15 protein-coding genes are annotated in these 16,856 nt (G+C 62.6%); 9 read left to right on the top strand and 6 right to left on the bottom strand.

The genetic code is table 11. The annotated features are described in order from the left end of the window. The first annotated feature begins 168 nt into the window (after positions 1–168). Positions 169–1,605, top strand: coding sequence for an aldehyde dehydrogenase family protein (locus PQR42_RS09775; RefSeq protein ID WP_408386053.1), 1,437 nt, complete (start codon positions 169–171; stop codon positions 1,603–1,605). 29 nt (positions 1,606–1,634) lie between these two features. Here PQR42_RS09775 and PQR42_RS09770 read toward each other — a convergent pair whose 3' ends face one another. Continuing rightward, positions 1,635–2,585 (bottom strand): LysR substrate-binding domain-containing protein, encoded by a 951-nt coding sequence (locus PQR42_RS09770; RefSeq protein ID WP_408207894.1) that lies wholly within the window; start codon positions 2,583–2,585, stop codon positions 1,635–1,637. Between the two features lie 118 nt (positions 2,586–2,703). Here PQR42_RS09770 and PQR42_RS09765 point away from each other — a divergent pair, with 118 nt between their 5' ends. Together PQR42_RS09765 and PQR42_RS09760 are read left to right on the top strand one after the other, a co-directional pair. Then, positions 2,704–3,876 carry a M20 aminoacylase family protein gene (locus PQR42_RS09765; RefSeq protein WP_408386055.1) on the top strand — a complete coding sequence of 391 codons (1,173 nt, stop codon included), beginning with the start codon at positions 2,704–2,706 and terminating at the stop codon, positions 3,874–3,876. A gap of 68 nt (positions 3,877–3,944) precedes the next feature. Next, positions 3,945–5,306 carry an MFS transporter gene (locus PQR42_RS09760; protein ID WP_408386057.1) on the top strand — a complete coding sequence of 454 codons (1,362 nt, stop codon included), beginning with the start codon at positions 3,945–3,947 and terminating at the stop codon, positions 5,304–5,306. Between the two features lie 836 nt (positions 5,307–6,142). On the opposite strand, the gene PQR42_RS09755 is transcribed toward PQR42_RS09760, so the two are convergent. Together PQR42_RS09755 and PQR42_RS09750 are read right to left on the bottom strand one after the other, a co-directional pair. Next, the gene (locus PQR42_RS09755) at positions 6,143–7,396 is read right to left on the bottom strand and encodes an MFS transporter (protein WP_408207885.1); all 1,254 of its coding nucleotides are present in this window, start codon (positions 7,394–7,396) and stop codon (positions 6,143–6,145) included. Continuing rightward, positions 7,393–8,379 carry a PRC-barrel domain-containing protein gene (locus PQR42_RS09750; protein WP_408208122.1) on the bottom strand — a complete coding sequence of 329 codons (987 nt, stop codon included), beginning with the start codon at positions 8,377–8,379 and terminating at the stop codon, positions 7,393–7,395. The genes PQR42_RS09755 and PQR42_RS09750 overlap by 4 nt, the downstream gene beginning before the upstream one ends. Positions 8,380–8,833: 454 nt before the next feature. Between PQR42_RS09750 and PQR42_RS09745 the strand changes: the two genes are divergently transcribed. From PQR42_RS09745 to PQR42_RS09730, 4 genes are all read left to right on the top strand, one after another. Next, positions 8,834–10,216, top strand: a complete 1,383-nt coding sequence (locus tag PQR42_RS09745) for an NCS2 family permease (RefSeq protein ID WP_408248383.1) — start codon at positions 8,834–8,836, stop codon at positions 10,214–10,216. Between the two features lie 279 nt (positions 10,217–10,495). Beyond that, positions 10,496–10,921, top strand: coding sequence for an ArsR/SmtB family transcription factor (locus tag PQR42_RS09740; RefSeq protein ID WP_041758365.1), 426 nt, complete (start codon positions 10,496–10,498; stop codon positions 10,919–10,921). Next, a complete protein-coding gene (locus PQR42_RS09735) occupies positions 10,828–11,256 on the top strand; it encodes an SRPBCC family protein (RefSeq protein ID WP_408207880.1) in 429 nt (142 codons plus the stop codon). The genes PQR42_RS09740 and PQR42_RS09735 overlap by 94 nt, the downstream gene beginning before the upstream one ends. Before the next feature lie 47 nt (positions 11,257–11,303). Then, positions 11,304–12,041, top strand: a complete 738-nt coding sequence (locus PQR42_RS09730) for a DUF899 domain-containing protein (protein WP_408386059.1) — start codon at positions 11,304–11,306, stop codon at positions 12,039–12,041. A gap of 49 nt (positions 12,042–12,090) precedes the next feature. Here PQR42_RS09730 and PQR42_RS09725 read toward each other — a convergent pair whose 3' ends face one another. Continuing rightward, complete coding sequence (locus tag PQR42_RS09725) at positions 12,091–12,942, bottom strand: helix-turn-helix transcriptional regulator (protein WP_408386061.1); 852 nt, start codon at positions 12,940–12,942, stop codon at positions 12,091–12,093. A 138-nt stretch (positions 12,943–13,080) separates the two neighbouring features. Here PQR42_RS09725 and PQR42_RS09720 point away from each other — a divergent pair, with 138 nt between their 5' ends. Both PQR42_RS09720 and PQR42_RS09715 read left to right on the top strand, forming a co-directional pair. After that, the gene (locus tag PQR42_RS09720) at positions 13,081–13,917 is read left to right on the top strand and encodes a carbon-nitrogen hydrolase family protein (protein ID WP_408493626.1); all 837 of its coding nucleotides are present in this window, start codon (positions 13,081–13,083) and stop codon (positions 13,915–13,917) included. A 197-nt stretch (positions 13,918–14,114) separates the two neighbouring features. Beyond that, positions 14,115–15,476: an APC family permease gene (locus PQR42_RS09715; RefSeq protein WP_408386065.1), complete on the top strand. Its 1,362-nt coding sequence runs from the start codon at positions 14,115–14,117 to the stop codon at positions 15,474–15,476. 21 nt (positions 15,477–15,497) lie between these two features. On the opposite strand, the gene PQR42_RS09710 is transcribed toward PQR42_RS09715, so the two are convergent. Further along, the gene (locus tag PQR42_RS09710) at positions 15,498–15,680 is read right to left on the bottom strand and encodes a hypothetical protein (protein WP_012432554.1); all 183 of its coding nucleotides are present in this window, start codon (positions 15,678–15,680) and stop codon (positions 15,498–15,500) included. Positions 15,681–15,864: 184 nt separating this feature from the next. Continuing rightward, positions 15,865–16,788 carry an NAD-dependent epimerase/dehydratase family protein gene (locus PQR42_RS09705; protein WP_408386067.1) on the bottom strand — a complete coding sequence of 308 codons (924 nt, stop codon included), beginning with the start codon at positions 16,786–16,788 and terminating at the stop codon, positions 15,865–15,867. Positions 16,789–16,856 lie beyond the last annotated feature (68 nt).

Genomic DNA, 16,856 nt, shown 5'->3' with positions numbered 1-16,856 from the left:
GATGCGAAAAATGGATTCGAAGCCGGAGTCTGAGCCAAAGCTGCGTAGCGATGAATTTCGATTTGAAGACATTCAGATTGAGCGGCGTCGATGTAAAGCAGGCGATGCCGCCGCGGGTGCGATTTGCACCGCGTCTGACCTGAAACTTTCATGTAGAGGACAAGCCCCATGCAACACGCCAAGCAGTTTTATATCGACGGTCAATGGGTCGACCCGGTCGACCAGACCCACGCCGCCACACTCGACGTGATCGATCCGTCCACCGCCGCCGCATTCGCGCAGATTTCGCTCGGCAGCGCGGCGGATGTCGATCGCGCCGTCGCCGCCGCGAAGCGCGCGTTTCCCGTCTACAGCGAAACGACGATCGCGCAGCGCATCGACTTGCTGCAAGCGATTCTCGACGTCTATCGCAAGCGCTATGACGACATGGTGCATGCGATCAGCCGCGAGATGGGCGCACCGCTGCAGTACGCGAACGACGCGCAGGCATGGACTGGCGTCGCGCATCTGGAAACGATGATCCGCACGCTCGACACTTTCGAGTTCGAGTATGTGAAGAGCGGCATTCTGATCAGCAAGGAAGCGGTCGGCGTGTGCGGGCTGATCACGCCGTGGAACTGGCCGGCCTTGCAGATCACCACCAAGGTCGCGCCCGCGCTCGCGGCCGGCTGCACCATGGTGCTCAAGCCTTCGGAACTGGCGCCGTTGTCTGCCATCATCTTCGCCGAGATCCTCGACGAAGCGGGCGTGCCGGCCGGCGTATTCAACCTCGTGAACGGCGAGGGCCGCACCGTGGGCGAAGCGATGTCGTCACATCCGGACATCGACATGATGTCGTTCACTGGTTCAACGCGCGCGGGCGTGCAGGTCGCGAAGGCCGCGGCGGATACGGTCAAGCGTGTGCATCAGGAATTGGGTGGCAAATCCGCCAATCTGATTCTCGAAGATGCCGATCTGAAAGAGGCCGTGATGCGCGGCGCACGTGCCTGTTTCGACAATAGCGGCCAATCGTGCGATGCGCCCACGCGCATGTTCGTGCCGCGTGCACGCGAAGCCGAAGCGCTGGCATATGCCAAAGAAGCCTGCGAGACGTTGACGGTCGGTCCCGCGGACGCGAAGGGCACGGACCTCGGCCCCGTGATCAGCGAACAGCAGTTCGACAAGATCCAGCGGCTGATCGGCGTGGGTATGGAAGAGGGCGCCACGCTGGTGGCCGGCGGCCCGGGCCGCCCCGAAGGGCTGAAGGACGGCTACTTCGTGCGGCCGACGGTATTCGGCAAGGTCACGCCTGATATGACGATCGCGCGCGAGGAAATCTTCGGGCCGGTGCTGTCGATCCTCGCGTACGACTCCGAGGACGAAGCGATTGCGATGGCCAACGACAGCCTCTATGGTCTCGCCGGCTACATTCAGTCCGGCTCGATCGAACACGCGCGTGCGGTGGCCAAGCGCCTGCGCACGGGCACGATCTATCTGAATTACGCGGACTACAACCCCGAGGCGCCGTTCGGCGGCTTCAAGCAGTCAGGTAATGGGCGCGAGTACGGCGAGTTCGGTCTGGAGGACTTTCTGGAGATCAAGGGTGTGGTCGGTTACGCGGATTGAATCCGCACAGCGCCGGGAAATACTAAAAACTAAAGCAGCAACTCGATCGAATGAAACAGCCGGCGTTGCTCGGGATTTTGCGAGCGCGCTCCTTCGTCGATCACTTCACGCAGGCATTCGAGAAAGCACGCGGCCGCCGGACTCGTCGGCGCGCCGCGGCGTGATGTGATGCTGACGATGGTTTCGTCCACCGTCTCACGCAATGGCAGCGCCCACAACTGCTCCTTCGCGAGCGTCACTTCCACGAGCGGCCACGGAAAAATGCTGAGCATGTCCGTATGCGCGAGCAGACCCAGCACGACCGCTAGAGAATGCGCGAGAAGAATGGTGTGCGGCACCTGCATGCCGCGCTTGCGGAACACATTGTCCGAGATCGACTCGCGGCTCGCCGGGTCCCAATTCAATATCCACTCAGCGTCTTCCAGTTCGAGCAGCGTGCGGCAGCCGGCCTTCGGATGATCGCGCCGCGCGACCACGGCCGAATGCGTGGAGAAGAGCGGCACGTTGTGAAACTCCGATTGCGGCGACGCGGGTGGCGGCCGGCCGATCGAAAAATCGAGGCTGCCGTCGCGCAAACGCGGCTGTACGACCGCGAGCAAGCCTTCGAAAAACTCGAGTTGCACTTCCGGCATGCGCTGCCGGAAGCGCTGCACCGTGGGCGGCAAAAACGTCAACGCGACCCATGGCGTGACGCCGATCGACAACTTGCCGGCCGCCGCGCCGCGTAATGCCTCGATCTCGGCTTGCGCCCGCTGCAGTTGCCCCAACACCAGGCGCGCATGCACGACCAGCGCGCGACCGAATTCGGTAAACGCGACGCCGCTCGCGCTGCGCACCACCAGCGGCGCTTGCAGATCGGCTTCCAGTTCGCGCATCGCCTTGGTCACGGCAGCAGGCGACAGGTCGAGCGAGCGGGCCGCGGCCCGGATACTTCCAGTATCGGCAATGGCCGCTAAGGTGCTGAGTTGATGCAGTTTCATCTGACGAGGCGGGCGGTGGGGTGGCAACCACGAGTTGCTGCCGCAACGATTCTACGCCTGCCGCTGGAAAATCGGCGTCGTTATGCTGGGTTCACGCTTTCAATGACGGAGACACGACGTGAACACCATGGCCATTCCGGCGGGCATCGCCGAACTCGAAGACGAAATGATCGCGCTGCGCCGCCGCATCCACGCGCACCCCGAGCTGGCTTACGAAGAGTTCGCCACCGGCGATCTGGTCGCCGAACGCTTGCAGGAGTGGGGCTATACGGTGCATCGCGGGCTCGGTCAGACGGGCGTTGTCGGCCAATTGAAAGTCGGGGACGGCACGCGCAAGCTCGGGTTGCGCGCCGACATGGACGCGTTGCCGATTCATGAAACCACCGGCCTGCCGTACGCGAGCAAGCTGCCCGGCAAGATGCACGCATGCGGACACGACGGCCACACGGCCATGCTGCTCGCCGCCGCCAAACATCTGGCGCAGGAAAAGTGCTTCGACGGTACGTTGAATCTGATTTTCCAGCCCGCCGAAGAGGGCCTGGCCGGCGCGAAAAAAATGCTCGACGACGGCCTGTTCGAGAAGTTTCCGTGCGATGCGGTCTTCGCCATGCACAACATGCCGGGTTACCCGACGGGCAAGTTCGGCTTTCTGCCGGGCTCGTTCATGGCCTCGTCGGATACGGTGATCATCAAGGTAACCGGCCGCGGCGGCCATGGCGCGGTGCCGCACAAGGCGGTCGATCCGGTGGTGGTGTGCGCGCAAATCGTGCTGGCGTTGCAGTCCATCGTGTCGCGCAATATCGCCCCGCTCGACATGGCGATCATCACCGTCGGCGCGATTCACGCGGGCGAAGCGCCGAACGTGATTCCTGAGACCGCCGAGATGCGTCTCTCGGTGCGCGCATTGAAACCCGAGGTTCGCGATTATCTGCAGGAACGCATCACGGCGGTGGCGTGCGGCCAGGCGGCCGTGTTCGGCGCGCGGGCGGACGTGGACTATCAGCGTCGCTATCCGGTTCTCGTCAACGATGCGGCCATGACCGGTCTCGCCCGGCAAGTTGCGCTCGACTGGCTCGGCGAAGACGGTCTGATTGCCGACATGCAACCGCTGACCGGCAGCGAAGATTTCGCGTTCCTGCTCGAGCGTTGCCCCGGCAGCTATCTGATCATCGGCAATGGTGACGGAGAGGGCGGCTGCATGGTCCACAACCCGGGCTACGACTTCAACGACGATTGCCTCGCCACCGGCGCCGCCTACTGGGTGAGACTCGCGCAGACGTTTCTGGCCTGAGGCCACGGCGTTTGCACAAGCGGGCAAAGCCGCCGTGCATTCGCAGGAAGAACATCACGGAGACACAGATGGATTATTCCGCCACACCGCAACCCGCAGGCACCGACGCGTTGAGCATGCAGAGCACGCCGGCCGTGCAGCCTGTCGAACGCACGAGCCACGCCAAGGCGATTGCCGCCATCACGCTGGGCAACGGCCTCGAGTTTTTCGACTTCACGATCTATAGCTTCTTCGCGACGATCATCGGCAAGCTGTATTTCCCGGTGGAAGGGCAGCTCGCGCAGCTGATGCTGGCGGTCGGCACGTTCGGCGTCGGTTTCATCATGCGTCCGGTGGGCGGCATCGTGCTTGGTGCGTATGCGGATCGCGCCGGCCGTAAAGCCGCGATGAGCCTCACGCTGTGGCTGATGACGCTCGGCTCGGCGATCATCGCGTTCGCGCCGACTTATGCGGCGATCGGTGTTGCCGCGCCGCTGCTGGTGATTCTCGCGCGGTTGATTCAGGGCTTTGCGCTGGGTGGTGAGGTCGGGGCGTCGACGTCGCTGTTGCTGGAGTATGGGAGCAATGAGACGCGCGGGTTCTACGGCAGTTGGCAGTTCGTGAGCCAAGGGCTGAACACGGTGTGCGGATCGTTGCTGGGTGTCGCGTTGGCGGCGGCGCTTTCGAATGCGGCGCTGGAGAGTTGGGGATGGCGCGTGCCGTTTGTGATCGGCATGGCGATGGGACCGATTGGCATTTATATTCGGCGGCATCTGAATGAGACGCTGCCTGGTGTTGAAGATGGCGCGGCGGTTTCGCAGCCGGGTTTGCAGCCCGCCTCGCAGCCGGTGCGCAAGCTGTTTCGCGAGCATTCGCGCGTGATTACGACGGGCGTGTTGACGACGATCGGTGGCACGGTGGCGAACTATATCGTGCTGTTTTATCTGTCGACCTACGCGATCAGGATCTTGCATTTGCCGATGTCGTCGGCGCTCTGGGCTGCGTGGACCGCTGCGGTGGTGACGGTGATCTGTTCGCCGGTTGCCGGGGCGTTGTCGGATCGGGTTGGGCGTAAGCGCGTGTTGTGGGTTTCGCGGGTGTTGCTGATCGTGGCGGTTTATCCGGCCTTCATGATGATCAATGCTTCGCCGACGGTGCCGGTTTTGTTGTCCGTGGTCGCAGGGTTGGCTGTGCTCGTTGCGTTTACCGCTGTGCCTAATATCGTCATGCTGCCGGAGATGTTTCCTCGTGAGATTCGCGCTACCGGGATGTCGATTGTTTATTGTCTCGGGGTTTCTATCTTTGGTGGGTTTGCGCAGTTTTTTGCTACGTGGTTGATTCAGATTTCGGGGAGTAATCTCGCGCCGGCGTGGTATCTGATTGGGTGTGGGGTGGTTTCTTTGTTGCCGTTGCCGTTTATGCGGGAGACTGCTGGGCAAGATATTGGGTAGTGGTTTTTTTGGGGGGGGCCTGCGTGGCGGGTTTGGTTTGTGTTCTTTAGGGCGTTGGCCTTTCCTTGTGTTCTTAGTGGTCTATTGGCGTAGCCCCTGTGCGGGGCGGCACCTACTTCTCTTTGCCGCCGCAAAGAGAAGTAGGCAAGAGAAAGCGGCTCAAACCGCTAATTCTTAAGCGGGTCCCCCGCGCAGTCGCGGTAGTGGTGCATCTGGAATCTGTGCCCTCGCGCATTCCGCCCTGGTGACAAGGCCGTCATTCTTCCGGCGGCGCTGCGCGCGCCGTCGAGGTCGTTGCACCGTTGGCGGCTTTGCGTTTGAACGTTTCGTCGAGTTGTTGGTAGTTTTCTCGCGGGGCAGCTCGTAGGGCGCGCGGTCGGAATGTCTGATTTTTTGCGCGCGACCGTTCGAACCACCATTTTTGCCGCTCGTTATCTACTCTTTCAACGTGATATCGGCAGGCCGAGGGCAGGCAACTCAGGAATCCGTATAAATACATTCCCGCGTCATCGGGCACAAACATCGAGCCGACAGGAAATAAGTCGACCAACCCCAGATCGCGGACTGCTGAAGCACCACGACGGCGCGCGCAGCGCCGCCGGAAGAATGACGGCCTTGTCACAAGCACCGAATGTGCGAGAACACAGATTCCAGATGCACCACTACCGCGACTGTGCGGGGGGCCCGCTTATGAGTTAGCGGTTTGAGCCGCTTTCTCTTGCTTACTTCTCTTTGCGGCCGGCAAAGAGAAGTAAGTGCCGCCCCGCACAGGGGCAACGCTAATAGACCACTAACCAATCAAGGAAAGGCCAACAACACAGCCAAAAAACCCACCATCACCGCACCGCCGACTTCCCCCCATCCGCCACTGGCGCCTCATCCTCAGCCGCCGCATCGCGAGTCTCCGGCATCGCTGCCCACACGAGCAAAACAGCCAACGCCCCAGCCGCGGCCAATCCAAAAAAGCTAACAGCATTGCCAAAACGATCGGCGACAAACCCAGCAGCGGTAGTACTCAAAGTAGCCCCAATCCCAGCCGCCAACCCAAACAATCCAATACAAAGGTTATAGCGCCCCTTACCGCCAGCCACATCGGCGGCAATCAACGGCAGCATCACCCCAAACACCGCAGCACTCAGCCCATCGAGCATCTGCACCGGCACAAGCAAATAAGGGCTGCTGATCCCAGCAAACAACAACGCCCGTATCGGCAACGCAGAAAACCCGAGCAGCAGAATCGGCCGACGTCCCCATCGCTCGGCCGAGCGTCCGACCCACGGCGACATCATCGCCACGATCGCCTGAGGCACGATGATGCACGCCGCGATCACGAGTTGCACGTTATCACCCATGCCGGCCGTCACTTCGCCGGCAGCGAGATTGAGCATCGCCGCATTCGACAAATGGAACAGCACGATGCACGCCGCGAACAACAGCATCCGCTTGTCGCGCAGCAACTCGCGCAGACTCTCGCGCCGCTCGATCTGCTGCGGCGTCGGCGCGGACTTGGGCAACTCGACGGTGTCGGTGCGCTGGATCATCGTCAGCGCGAAGAGCGCGGGCACGGCAAGCGCGGCGGTCAGCCAGAACACCGCGCGCGGCGAATAGTACTCGCCGAACACGCCCATCAGGCCGGCCGCGACCGCGCTGCCGATCGACGCCCAGCGCGCATTGCGCCCCAACCGGTCGCCGAGATTCGCCCGTCCCACCAGCGCGAACGAGATCGCGGCGAGCGCCGGCGTCAGCATGCAACTCGCGAAGCCGTGAAAGACCTCGGCGGCGATCACCGGCAGCACCGTCGGGCTGACGGCCAGCAGCACCGCGCTCAGGATGATCGCGATGATTGCCCAGGCCGCCGCGCCTTTCTTGTTGCGCAAGGCATCGACGGCGGCGCCGCCGGGCACCTGGCTCACCATCGCGCTGATGGTGCCCACCGAGAGCGCCATGCCGATCTCGCCCTGCGTCCATTTATGCGAGGCGAGATAGGACGCGATGAACGGTCCAAAACCCGTTTGCACATTGGCGACGAAAAAATTCAGCCAATCGAGCGCGCGCAAGCTGCGCGCCGTTACCAGAGTGCGGCCGATCATCGGGCCGCCCGTGCGTTGGAAACCGCCGTGGACGTGGCCGCGGCAGCCGGCGCCGCAACAGCGGCGGGCGCGGAAGCAGGAGCCGGCGCGGGCGCAGGCGGTGGCGCCGGCGACACCGCGCGAATCGGCTTGTCGCTTGCGTATGGCGGTGTCGCGTTGATCTGCGCATCGCTCAAATCGATCAGCGGATGCAGCTCCTTGTCCTTGGTCACGAAGCGCAGCGCCGACCAGTTGGCGGCAATCGTGCGTCGTTCAGTGCTGACCATGCCGTTGACGTCGAGCACGACCGCCTGCGGCTGCGCATTCGCATCGATCAGCACGTCGATCACGCGGCCGACCTTGGCACCGTTCGAGCGCTCGACGGTGGCGTCGATCAGCGGCAATTGCACGGCAACTGCGGCGGCTTTGGCGGCGTTCGCCGGAACCGCGGCGGCATTGAGTGTGATAGGCGCGGCCTTCGCCGTCGGCGTAAAGCGGAACGCGCTCCACGGGAAGTTCACCTTGCGGTCGCCGACACCCAGGAAGCCTTGCAGATTCACGACCATTTCACGCGGCTTGCCGCCGGCGTCCGCGATCAGATCGACCGCGCGTCCGACCACTTTGCCGTCGGGCTTCTGCACTTCGCTGTCGAGCAGCGCGCGCGCCTCGTTGCGCTCGATGGTGCGCAGCACGATCAGCGGCGGGGGCGGCGGAGGGGGCGGCGGAGGCGCCGTAACAACAGGCGGCGGGGGCTCGACCTTGTGCGGCTTGACGACCGGCTTCTTCGGCTTTCTCGATTGCTCGGGTTCGGCCGCTTCGGTCTCGACCGGTTCGGGCGCGGAGGCGGCCACCGGCGCGCTGGCCGGCTCGACGGGCATCACCGTGGCGTCGACGATCGGCGCCTGCTGCGGGCCCCACAGCAGGCTGCAACCGGACAGCGCGAACAGCGCGAACACAGCAAGAATCAAGAGACGCCAGGCAGGACGCGAAAAACCGCCGCTCATCAAGAAGGACTCCATGGGCCGGTGCGGACGGGCGCAGTGAGCCGCCGCAGTTAAAACAGGTACGGGCCAGAGTGTAACCCGCGACGTCGGGCGGCCCCGGTTTTGCAGGCGATCTGACAGGTTGCCCCAAGCACGGTTCATGCCGCGCCTGGCCGATTCACTGGCTCGTCGAACTCTGTTTTCACGCGTGAAAACCCTCAAAACCCTTTCACATCTTCATGACAAACCGTAGGTGTAAACACGCGGACGGTGAAGCCGGTTTGGCGTCCCTTAAAGGATATAAGCATCGCGACATGTCAGGCATGCCATCCATGCGATGGGAGATATATTTGTGTTGCCCTACATTTCGAGACAGCAAAAAGCCCCATCCCACACTAAACCAACGCAACGAGACGACCCTGATGGCGACCGCACCGGCGGCTGCTTCAGTACGCTGATAAAGGAGGCACTCATCATGATGGAACCCCACGCCCAACCGATTTCTGAAGTCGGCGCCGAATCATTCGACGGAAAGGGCTTTCTCGACCGCTATTTCGAAATCTCTTCACGCGGCAGTTCGCAGCGTCAGGAAATCGTCGCGGGCATCACGACCTTCCTCGCGATGGTCTATTCCGTGTTCGTCGTGCCGGGCATGTTCGGCAAAGCGGGCTTCGACACCAGCGCGGTGTTCGTCGCCGTGTGTCTGACCACGGCTTTCGGCTCGCTGCTGATGGGCGTGTGGGCGCGCCTGCCGATCGCAATCGGCTGCGCGATTTCGCTGACGGCGTTCACCGCGTTCGGCCTCGTGCTCGGCAAAGGCCTGCATCCGAACGTCGCGCTCGGCGCGGTGTTTCTGATGGGCGTGGTGTTCACCGCGATCTCGGTGACGGGCGTGCGTTCGTGGATTCTACGCAATCTGCCGACCGGCATCGCGCACGGCACGGGGATCGGCATCGGCCTGTTCCTGTTGCTGATCGCCGCCAACGACGTGGGCCTCGTTGTGAAGAATCCGGGCGCCGGTCTGCCGGTCGCGCTGGGCAACATCACAGCCTTGCCGGCCATCATGTCGGTGGCGGGTCTGGCGGCCATCTTCGGTCTGGTGCGCCGCCGCGTGCCGGGCTCGATCCTGATCGTGATCGTGGCGATTTCGGCGATCGCCTTCGTGATCGATCCGGCCATGTCGTTTCATGGCGTGTTCGCGGTGCCGTCGCTCAGCGCACCGGGTCACGCTTCGCTGATCGGCGCGATGGACATCAAGGGCGCGTTGTCGATGGCGGTTCTGCCTAGCGTGCTGGCCCTCGTGATGACCGCGGTGTTCGACGCCACCGGGACGATCCGCGCCGTCGCGGGACAAGCGGGGCAACTCGACGAAAACGGCCGCATCATCAACGGTGGCCGCGCCTTGACGGCCGACTCGCTGAGCTCGATTTTCTCGGGCCTGCTCGGTGGCGCACCGGCTGCTGCGTATATCGAATCGACGGTCGGCGTAGCGGCAGGTGCCAAGACGGGCATGGCCGCAGCGGTGGTCGGCCTGCTGTTCCTCGTCGTGATGTTCTTCTCGCCGCTCGCCGCCCTCGTGCCTTCGTATGCGACGGCACCCGCACTCATGTACGTGGGTTTGCTGATGCTCTCGAACGTCAGCAAGCTGCATATGGACGATATGGTCGACTCGATGTCGGGCCTGATGTGCGCGGTGTTCATCGTGCTGACCGCCAACATCGTGACGGGCATCATGCTCGGCTTCGCGACGCTGGTGATCGGCCGCGTGGTCAGCGGCGAATATCGCAAGCTGAACGTGGGCACGGTTGTCATCGCCGTCGTGCTGGTCGGTTTCTATCTCGGTGGCTGGGCGATCTGATCGTCACGTCATGGGCACGGGCGTTGCCTGGGCCTCGCCGGGTTTCACTATCAATCTGTTGAATCTGTGCTGGAAAGCGAGAGCGGAGTGGTGCGATTCCGGCCGCTTTGCTCGAGCCTGTAGTCGGTTGTTCTCCACCTTTGACGCGGCGCGTTGCGGGCTTCATCCGCGGCGCGTCGCGTATCTTTTTTGCCGCGCTCCCCGTTTTACTTTCCACCCGCTTTACGAAAACGCGTACCTGGCCTTGACATCCATCGCTTCGTTTCTATACTTAACCTCATGGTTAAGTTTAACGAAGCGCTACTGGATCGCACCTTTGCCGCGCTGTCCGACCCGACACGGCGGGCGTTGCTCGCGCGTCTGTCGTCGAAAGATCTGTCGGTTAGCGAACTCGCCGAGCCGTTTGCAATGTCCTTGCCCGCTGTGATGAAACACCTCGACGTGCTGTCCGAGGCGGGTCTCATCACGCGTAGCAAAACCGGCCGCACGGTGGCGTGCCGCCTGTCCGCCGGGCCGATGGAAGAAGCCATGGAATGGCTTGGCCGCTATCAGCGCTTCTGGTCCGAATCACTCGATCGTCTTGCCGCTTTCGTCGAAGAGGAACAAGCCCCATGTCCACCCAGCCCAGCCTCACCCTCCAGCGGCGTCTCAACGCCTCGCCCGCCAAAGTCTTCCGCGCCTGGACGGAACCGGCGCAATTCATGACGTGGATGCATCCGGGCGGTGCGGACGTGGTGCGCGCGGAACTGGATGTGCGCGTCGACGGGCGCTACGCGATCGTCTATCGCAAGCCGGACGGCAACGAGGTCGAGGTCGGTGGCCGGTATCTTGAGGTGGTGCCCGACCGCAAGCTCGTCTTCACATGGGTGTGGCGCTACAGCCCGGAACATGAATCGCAGGTCACGCTGCTTCTGGAACCGGACGGCGACGCCACATGGCTCACGCTCACGCACGAACGTCTCGCCGACGATGCGCAGTGCGAGGATCATCGCCGCGGCTGGACCGATGGGATCGATTCGCTGGAACGCTACGTGGCGTGAGTTCGTTTGTATTCGTTAGTCTGCACGAAGCAGAGAAGGAGACGCATATGGAACCGCAACACCATACAGGTTCGAGAGAGGAATGGCTGGCCGCCAGCAGGGCATTGTTAGCCGAAGAAAAAGCGCACATGCGCGCCGGCGATGAACTCGCGCGCAAACGCCGCGCGCTGCCTTGGGTCAAGGTCGACAAGACGTATACCTTCGATACACCCCAGGGCCGCAAGACGCTGGCCGATCTGTTCGACGGACGCAGCCAGTTGATCGTCTATCACTTCATGCTGGGCGCGGATTGGGAAGAGGGTTGCGTCGGCTGCTCGTTCCTGTCGGATCACATGACGGGGATCGTCACGCATCTCGAACATCACGATGTCTCGTACGTGACGGTGTCGCATGCACCGCTCGCGAAGATCGAGGGTTTCAAAAAACGCATGGGCTGGACCTTCCCGTGGGTGTCATCGGCCGGCAGCGATTTCAATTTCGACTATCACGTGTCGTTCACGCCTGAACAGCTGGCGAGCAAGAAGGCGTTTTACAACTTCACCGAGCAGGACGTCGGCATCGACGAGCAACACGGCCACAGCGTGTTCTACAAGGACGAGAAGGGCGACGTGTATCACACGTATTCCTGCTATGGACGCGGCGACGAACGTTTCATCAACACCTACGCGCATCTGGACGTCACGCCGAAGGGCCGCAATGAAGACCACAGTCTGACCGACTGGGTCAGGCATCACGACCGCTATGAAGAGAAGCCGCAAGGCGGTTGCGCCGCGTGCGGTTCTTGACTGACGGACCGCGGCGCTAACTCAGGCCTGCGTCAAAAAAGGGGGGACGTCATGTACCTTGGCGTCCCGCTTCGTAAAAGAGCGCGAACAGTTCCGACTGTGAATTGACGTTCAGCTTCGTATAGATGTGCTTCTTGTGCGCGCGCACGGTCTCGAACGAGATCGTCAGTTTCTCCGCGATGGCACGCGTCGAAAATCCACTCAAGGTCAGCATCGCCACTTCCACCTCGCGCGCCGTGAGCGATGCGCGGCCGCCCGATGATGCGACCTGTTCGAAACGCGCGGTGTAGGCGGGGGTGTCCGTGGGCACGAGCGACTCCGTTGCGGTTGCCGTTTCGGTGCCGGCCTCGGTGAGGGCCGACCGCGCCGCATCGAATGCCTCGTACGGCAAGCGTTGCCGCAACAGCGCAATCACCCATGGCGCGCACAGCGCCAGCACGGCCAGATCACGCTCGCCATAGCGATGCGTCGCGCCGAGCGAAAAGGCGAGCGTGTGCCGCGTGTCGATCATGTAGTTGAAATGCACTTCGTCGCCGACGATATTCTTCCTGAAGTACCGCTGGTAGTAGTCGGTCATCGAGAAGTTGTCGGGCGCGACATCGGCTAGCGTGACAAAGCCCGACGCGGGCTTCTCGGTAGCGGCGATATAGAACGGATCGAGTTGATAGAGCGCGGCCAGATAGTCCTGGAACATCGCGTCCACGGTGCCGTCCGGCATCGGCGATTCGGCGCATACGAGCGGTGCCTCGCCGGGGGTGAGGCGCAACGCGACCCAATTGTCGAAGGCCACATAGCGTTCCAGCGCGCGCGTGAGGCGAGTCCAGAATTGCGCGCTATCGAGGGCGTCGATAACCGCGCCGATCTCGCGATGAAAGGCCAGATCGCGCCATTCGAGTTCCATGCGTGCTCCGATGAGGGTAACCCAGCAGGGTAATTACGAACAAAAATATGTCTGGTAATAATAGGCCCAACCTGATCGCGGGGCGGTTGAAAACAGCCGCTGTTCAAAGCGCAGCGAATCAGCATGCAAGGAGACACAATGCTTCAACTAGAACTGGCACAGATTCCCGTCGTGGACGGCGCCGTGGGCGTCGGCGGCGCGAACGTGCAACGCGTGCTGCAAATCATCGGCCAGCGTTCGGCCGAAACCGATCTGATCGTGTTTCCCGAGACCACGCTGTCGGGCTTCCCGACGCGCCATAACGTCGGCGACGTGGCGGAAACCATCGACGGTCCTTCGCTCACCGCCGTGCGCAATGCGGCGCGTGAAGCACGCGTGGCGGTGGCGGTAGGCCTCGCCGAGCGCGACGGCAGCCGCTTTTTCAACACCACGGTGCTGGTCGACGAACGCGGCGAGATTGCGCTGCGCTATCGCAAGACGCACCTGTGGGCGTCGGACGTCGGCGTATTCGAACCGGGCGACCGCTACGAAGTATGCAGCTTCAAGGGCATGACCGTCGGTCTGCTGATCTGCTACGACATCGAATTTCCCGAAACAGCGCGCGCGGTCGCCTCGCTCGGCGCCGATCTGCTGATCGTGACCAACGGCAACATGGACCCATTCGGGCCAGTGCATCGCCGGGCCATCGTGGCGCGCGCCATGGAAAACCAGATGTTCGCGGCGCTCGTCAATCGTATCGGTCCCGGCGACGACAACCTTACGTTTTCCGGCGAATCGGCATTGATCGATCCGTTCGGCGACGTGGTGTGCGACGCCGGCCAGCAGGAAACCGTGCTGCGCGCGACGCTCGACCGCGCGCGTCTTGAAGGCGCGCGCGAACACTATCGCTACCTGCACGACGCGCGCATTGCGCTCGATCTTGCTACCGTTGACGGTGCACAAGGACAACAGGCGCGCGTGATTCGCGCGCGCTGAAGCGGCGAACGCTCGACAGAAACACGACCGGGCCCGCGTGCCGCTCAAACAGTGGTGCGCACAAGCCCGGCACATCAGGCAAAGACAATCGGCGCGAATCCCGCGCTGCCAGCAAGTCCGATCGATCCGGCTCGACCGGGGCGCGTGCCATGCCGCGCCCGGGGCGACGCTTGTCCATTCGCAAGAGGAGACACTGTATGACTTCATCACCATCATCCGCCGCCGAATCCGCGGCCCCGCGCAGCGCGCATCTGAAGCGCACACTCGGCCTGCCTTCCGTCCTGCTGTTCGGCCTCGCTTACATGGCGCCGCTGATCGTCTACGGGACGTATGGCGTGCTGGCGAGCGCCAGCCAGGACACCGCGGCGCTCGCCTACCTGATCGCGCTGATTGCGATTGTGTTCACCGCGCTCAGTTACGGCAAGCTCGCGCGGCTCTTCCCGGTCGCCGGTTCAGCTTATACGTACACGCGCAAGAGCTTCAACCCGCATCTCGGCTTCATGATCGGCTGGGCCACCTTGCTCGATTATTTTTTCCTGCCGATGGTGATCTGGCTGATCGGTGCCGCTTATCTGAGCGCCGCTTTTCCGCACGTGCCGAGCTGGATCTGGATCGTCGCGTTCATCGTGCTGACCAGTGCGCTGAACATTTTCGGCATCGAACTCGCGAACCGTTTCAACATCGTGCTGATGGTGGTGCAACTGGCGATCGTCGCGTTGTTCGTCGTGCTGTGCTGCCACTATGTGACGGCGGCCGTCGGACCCGGCGGCCTCATTTCGGCCGAGCCGTTCTTCAAGCCGCACGTGCCGCTCTCGGCGACGATGGCGGGCGCCGCGATCGCCGCGTATTCGTATCTCGGTTTCGATGCGGTCTCGACGCTGACGGAAGAAACCATCGCCCCTGAAAAGACCATGCCGCGCGCCATCGTGCTGATCGCGCTGATCGGCGGCGCGATCTTCGTGATCGCGGCGTACACGGTGCAGCTCGCGCATCCTGGCGCGGTGTTCAAGGACCCGGATTCGGCCGCCTTCGAAGTCGCGCGCAAAGTGGGCGGCGATATTTTTGTCACGGTGTTCCTGGCGGGCCTGATTCTCGCGCAGTTCGCCTCGGGCATCTCGGCGCAGGCGAGCGTGGGACGTCTGTTGTATGCAATGGGCCGCGATGAAGTGCTGCCTAAACGCATCTTCGGTTTCGTGCATCCGAAGTTCAAGACACCGGCGCTGAACATCGCGATCGCGGGCGCCATCGGTCTGGTCGCCTTGAAGCTCGATGTGGCAACGTCGACGTCGTTCATCAACTTCGGTGCGTTCCTTGCGTTCACGGCTGTCAATCTCTGCGTGATCCGCCAGTTCTTCAACGCGAAGGGCAGTGCGAATGCAATGGGCGTGATCGGCGGGTTGCTGTTCCCGCTGGCTGGCGCACTCGCGGACGTGTGGTTGCTGGTGAGTCTGGAGAAGACGGCGCTGGTGCTCGGCGCGGTGTGGTTCGTGTTGGGCTTGTGCTATCTCGGCTGGATCACGCGCTGTTTTCGTCAGGCGCCGCCGGAAGTCGCGGTTTGACGGAACGGCTTGCGCTCATGTTCAGAGCGACATGTCAAAGGCGGGCCTGAGGAACAACTCGATCGCCATCACGACGAGTCCCATCGCGGCCGCCGACAGCGTCAACGTACCGTATTCGTCGTAGCGTGCATCGTAGAGACACGCCACGACGAAGAGAATCGCCAGCAGATTAGTTAGCCAATCGAAATTCAGCGCCAAAGTCATCGAACAAATCCGGGCTCATGTGCGGCTCGGATTGTCGAATCGCACGATCAGGTGAGCGCGATTCTATCGAGTCGAGCTTACGGATTCGCAACGGCGACGCTTACACTAATTACGCCCTGGAGGGCGCCATAGGCGCCCGGAAGAAGTCCTCTTGGAGGGGCGCCCCGGAGGCAATCCCCTTGGCTTACGCCGCGGACGAAGTCCTCGCGGGGGACACCATGTCGTGCTCGATCCAGTCGATCACTGACGTGCGCTTCGGTTGCCATCCAAGCAGCTTGCGGGCGCGTTCGCCGCGCACGCGGCTATTCGAGCCGAGGCCATACGAGGCCATTTCATAGCCCCATTCCTTTTGCGCTTCTTCGAGCGGCCAGTCTTGCGGCTCGCCGAGCTTCATCGCGCGCGCAATCGCCGCGCTCATCTCGCGGAACGACGCCTCGCCACTTTCGACGAAGTAGAAGGTGCCCGCCGGCGTCTTCTCCAACGCGAGGCGATACAGTTCGGCGACGTCGTCGATATGCACGTTCGACCAGATGTTGCCGCCGCTGCCCACATGACGCACCACGCCGCTCTTCTGCGCCTGACGCACGAGGCGCGGCAGTTGCACGCTCGCGCTGCCAGGCACTGCGCCGTGACCGTAAATCAGCGTGTTGCACAACACGGCCGAGCGAATATTCTGCTGCGCGGCATCGAGCACGAGCTGATCGATCGCGACGCGCGCGGCCTTGTCCGCGGTCGGCTCGGGCAGCGCGTCTTCGTGATAGATACGCGCCTGACCCGCTTCGCCGCCCGACGCATCGCCGACGATGCTCGAACCGCTCGTATGCAGAAACGTTTTGCCGGAGCCCGCGAGTCCGTCGATCAGCGCCTTCACCGCGCCTTCATGATCGCTGCTCGCGGCATTGATGACGGCGTCGGCGGCTTGCGCTTCGGCGATCAGCAACACGCGGTCGTCGAGCGTGCCGATTACCGGTTCGATACCAAGCCGCGTCAGCTCGGCGCTATGTTCGGGGTTGCGGATCAAACCGCGCACGGTGTGGCCGGCGCGCGCCAGATGCGCCGCAATCGAGCCGCCGATAAAACCGCTTGCACCTGTGATGAAAATCTTCAAGACGTTCTCCTTGATGAGAAACACGATGACATGCACGCAGTATCCGCCGACTTGATTCTCGCAAAAAC

It is taken from the genome of Paraburkholderia sediminicola (assembly GCF_046027355.1).
Taxonomy (GTDB): domain Bacteria; phylum Pseudomonadota; class Gammaproteobacteria; order Burkholderiales; family Burkholderiaceae; genus Paraburkholderia; species Paraburkholderia sediminicola_B.
This window is presented reverse-complemented; position numbering and strand designations above follow the sequence as displayed.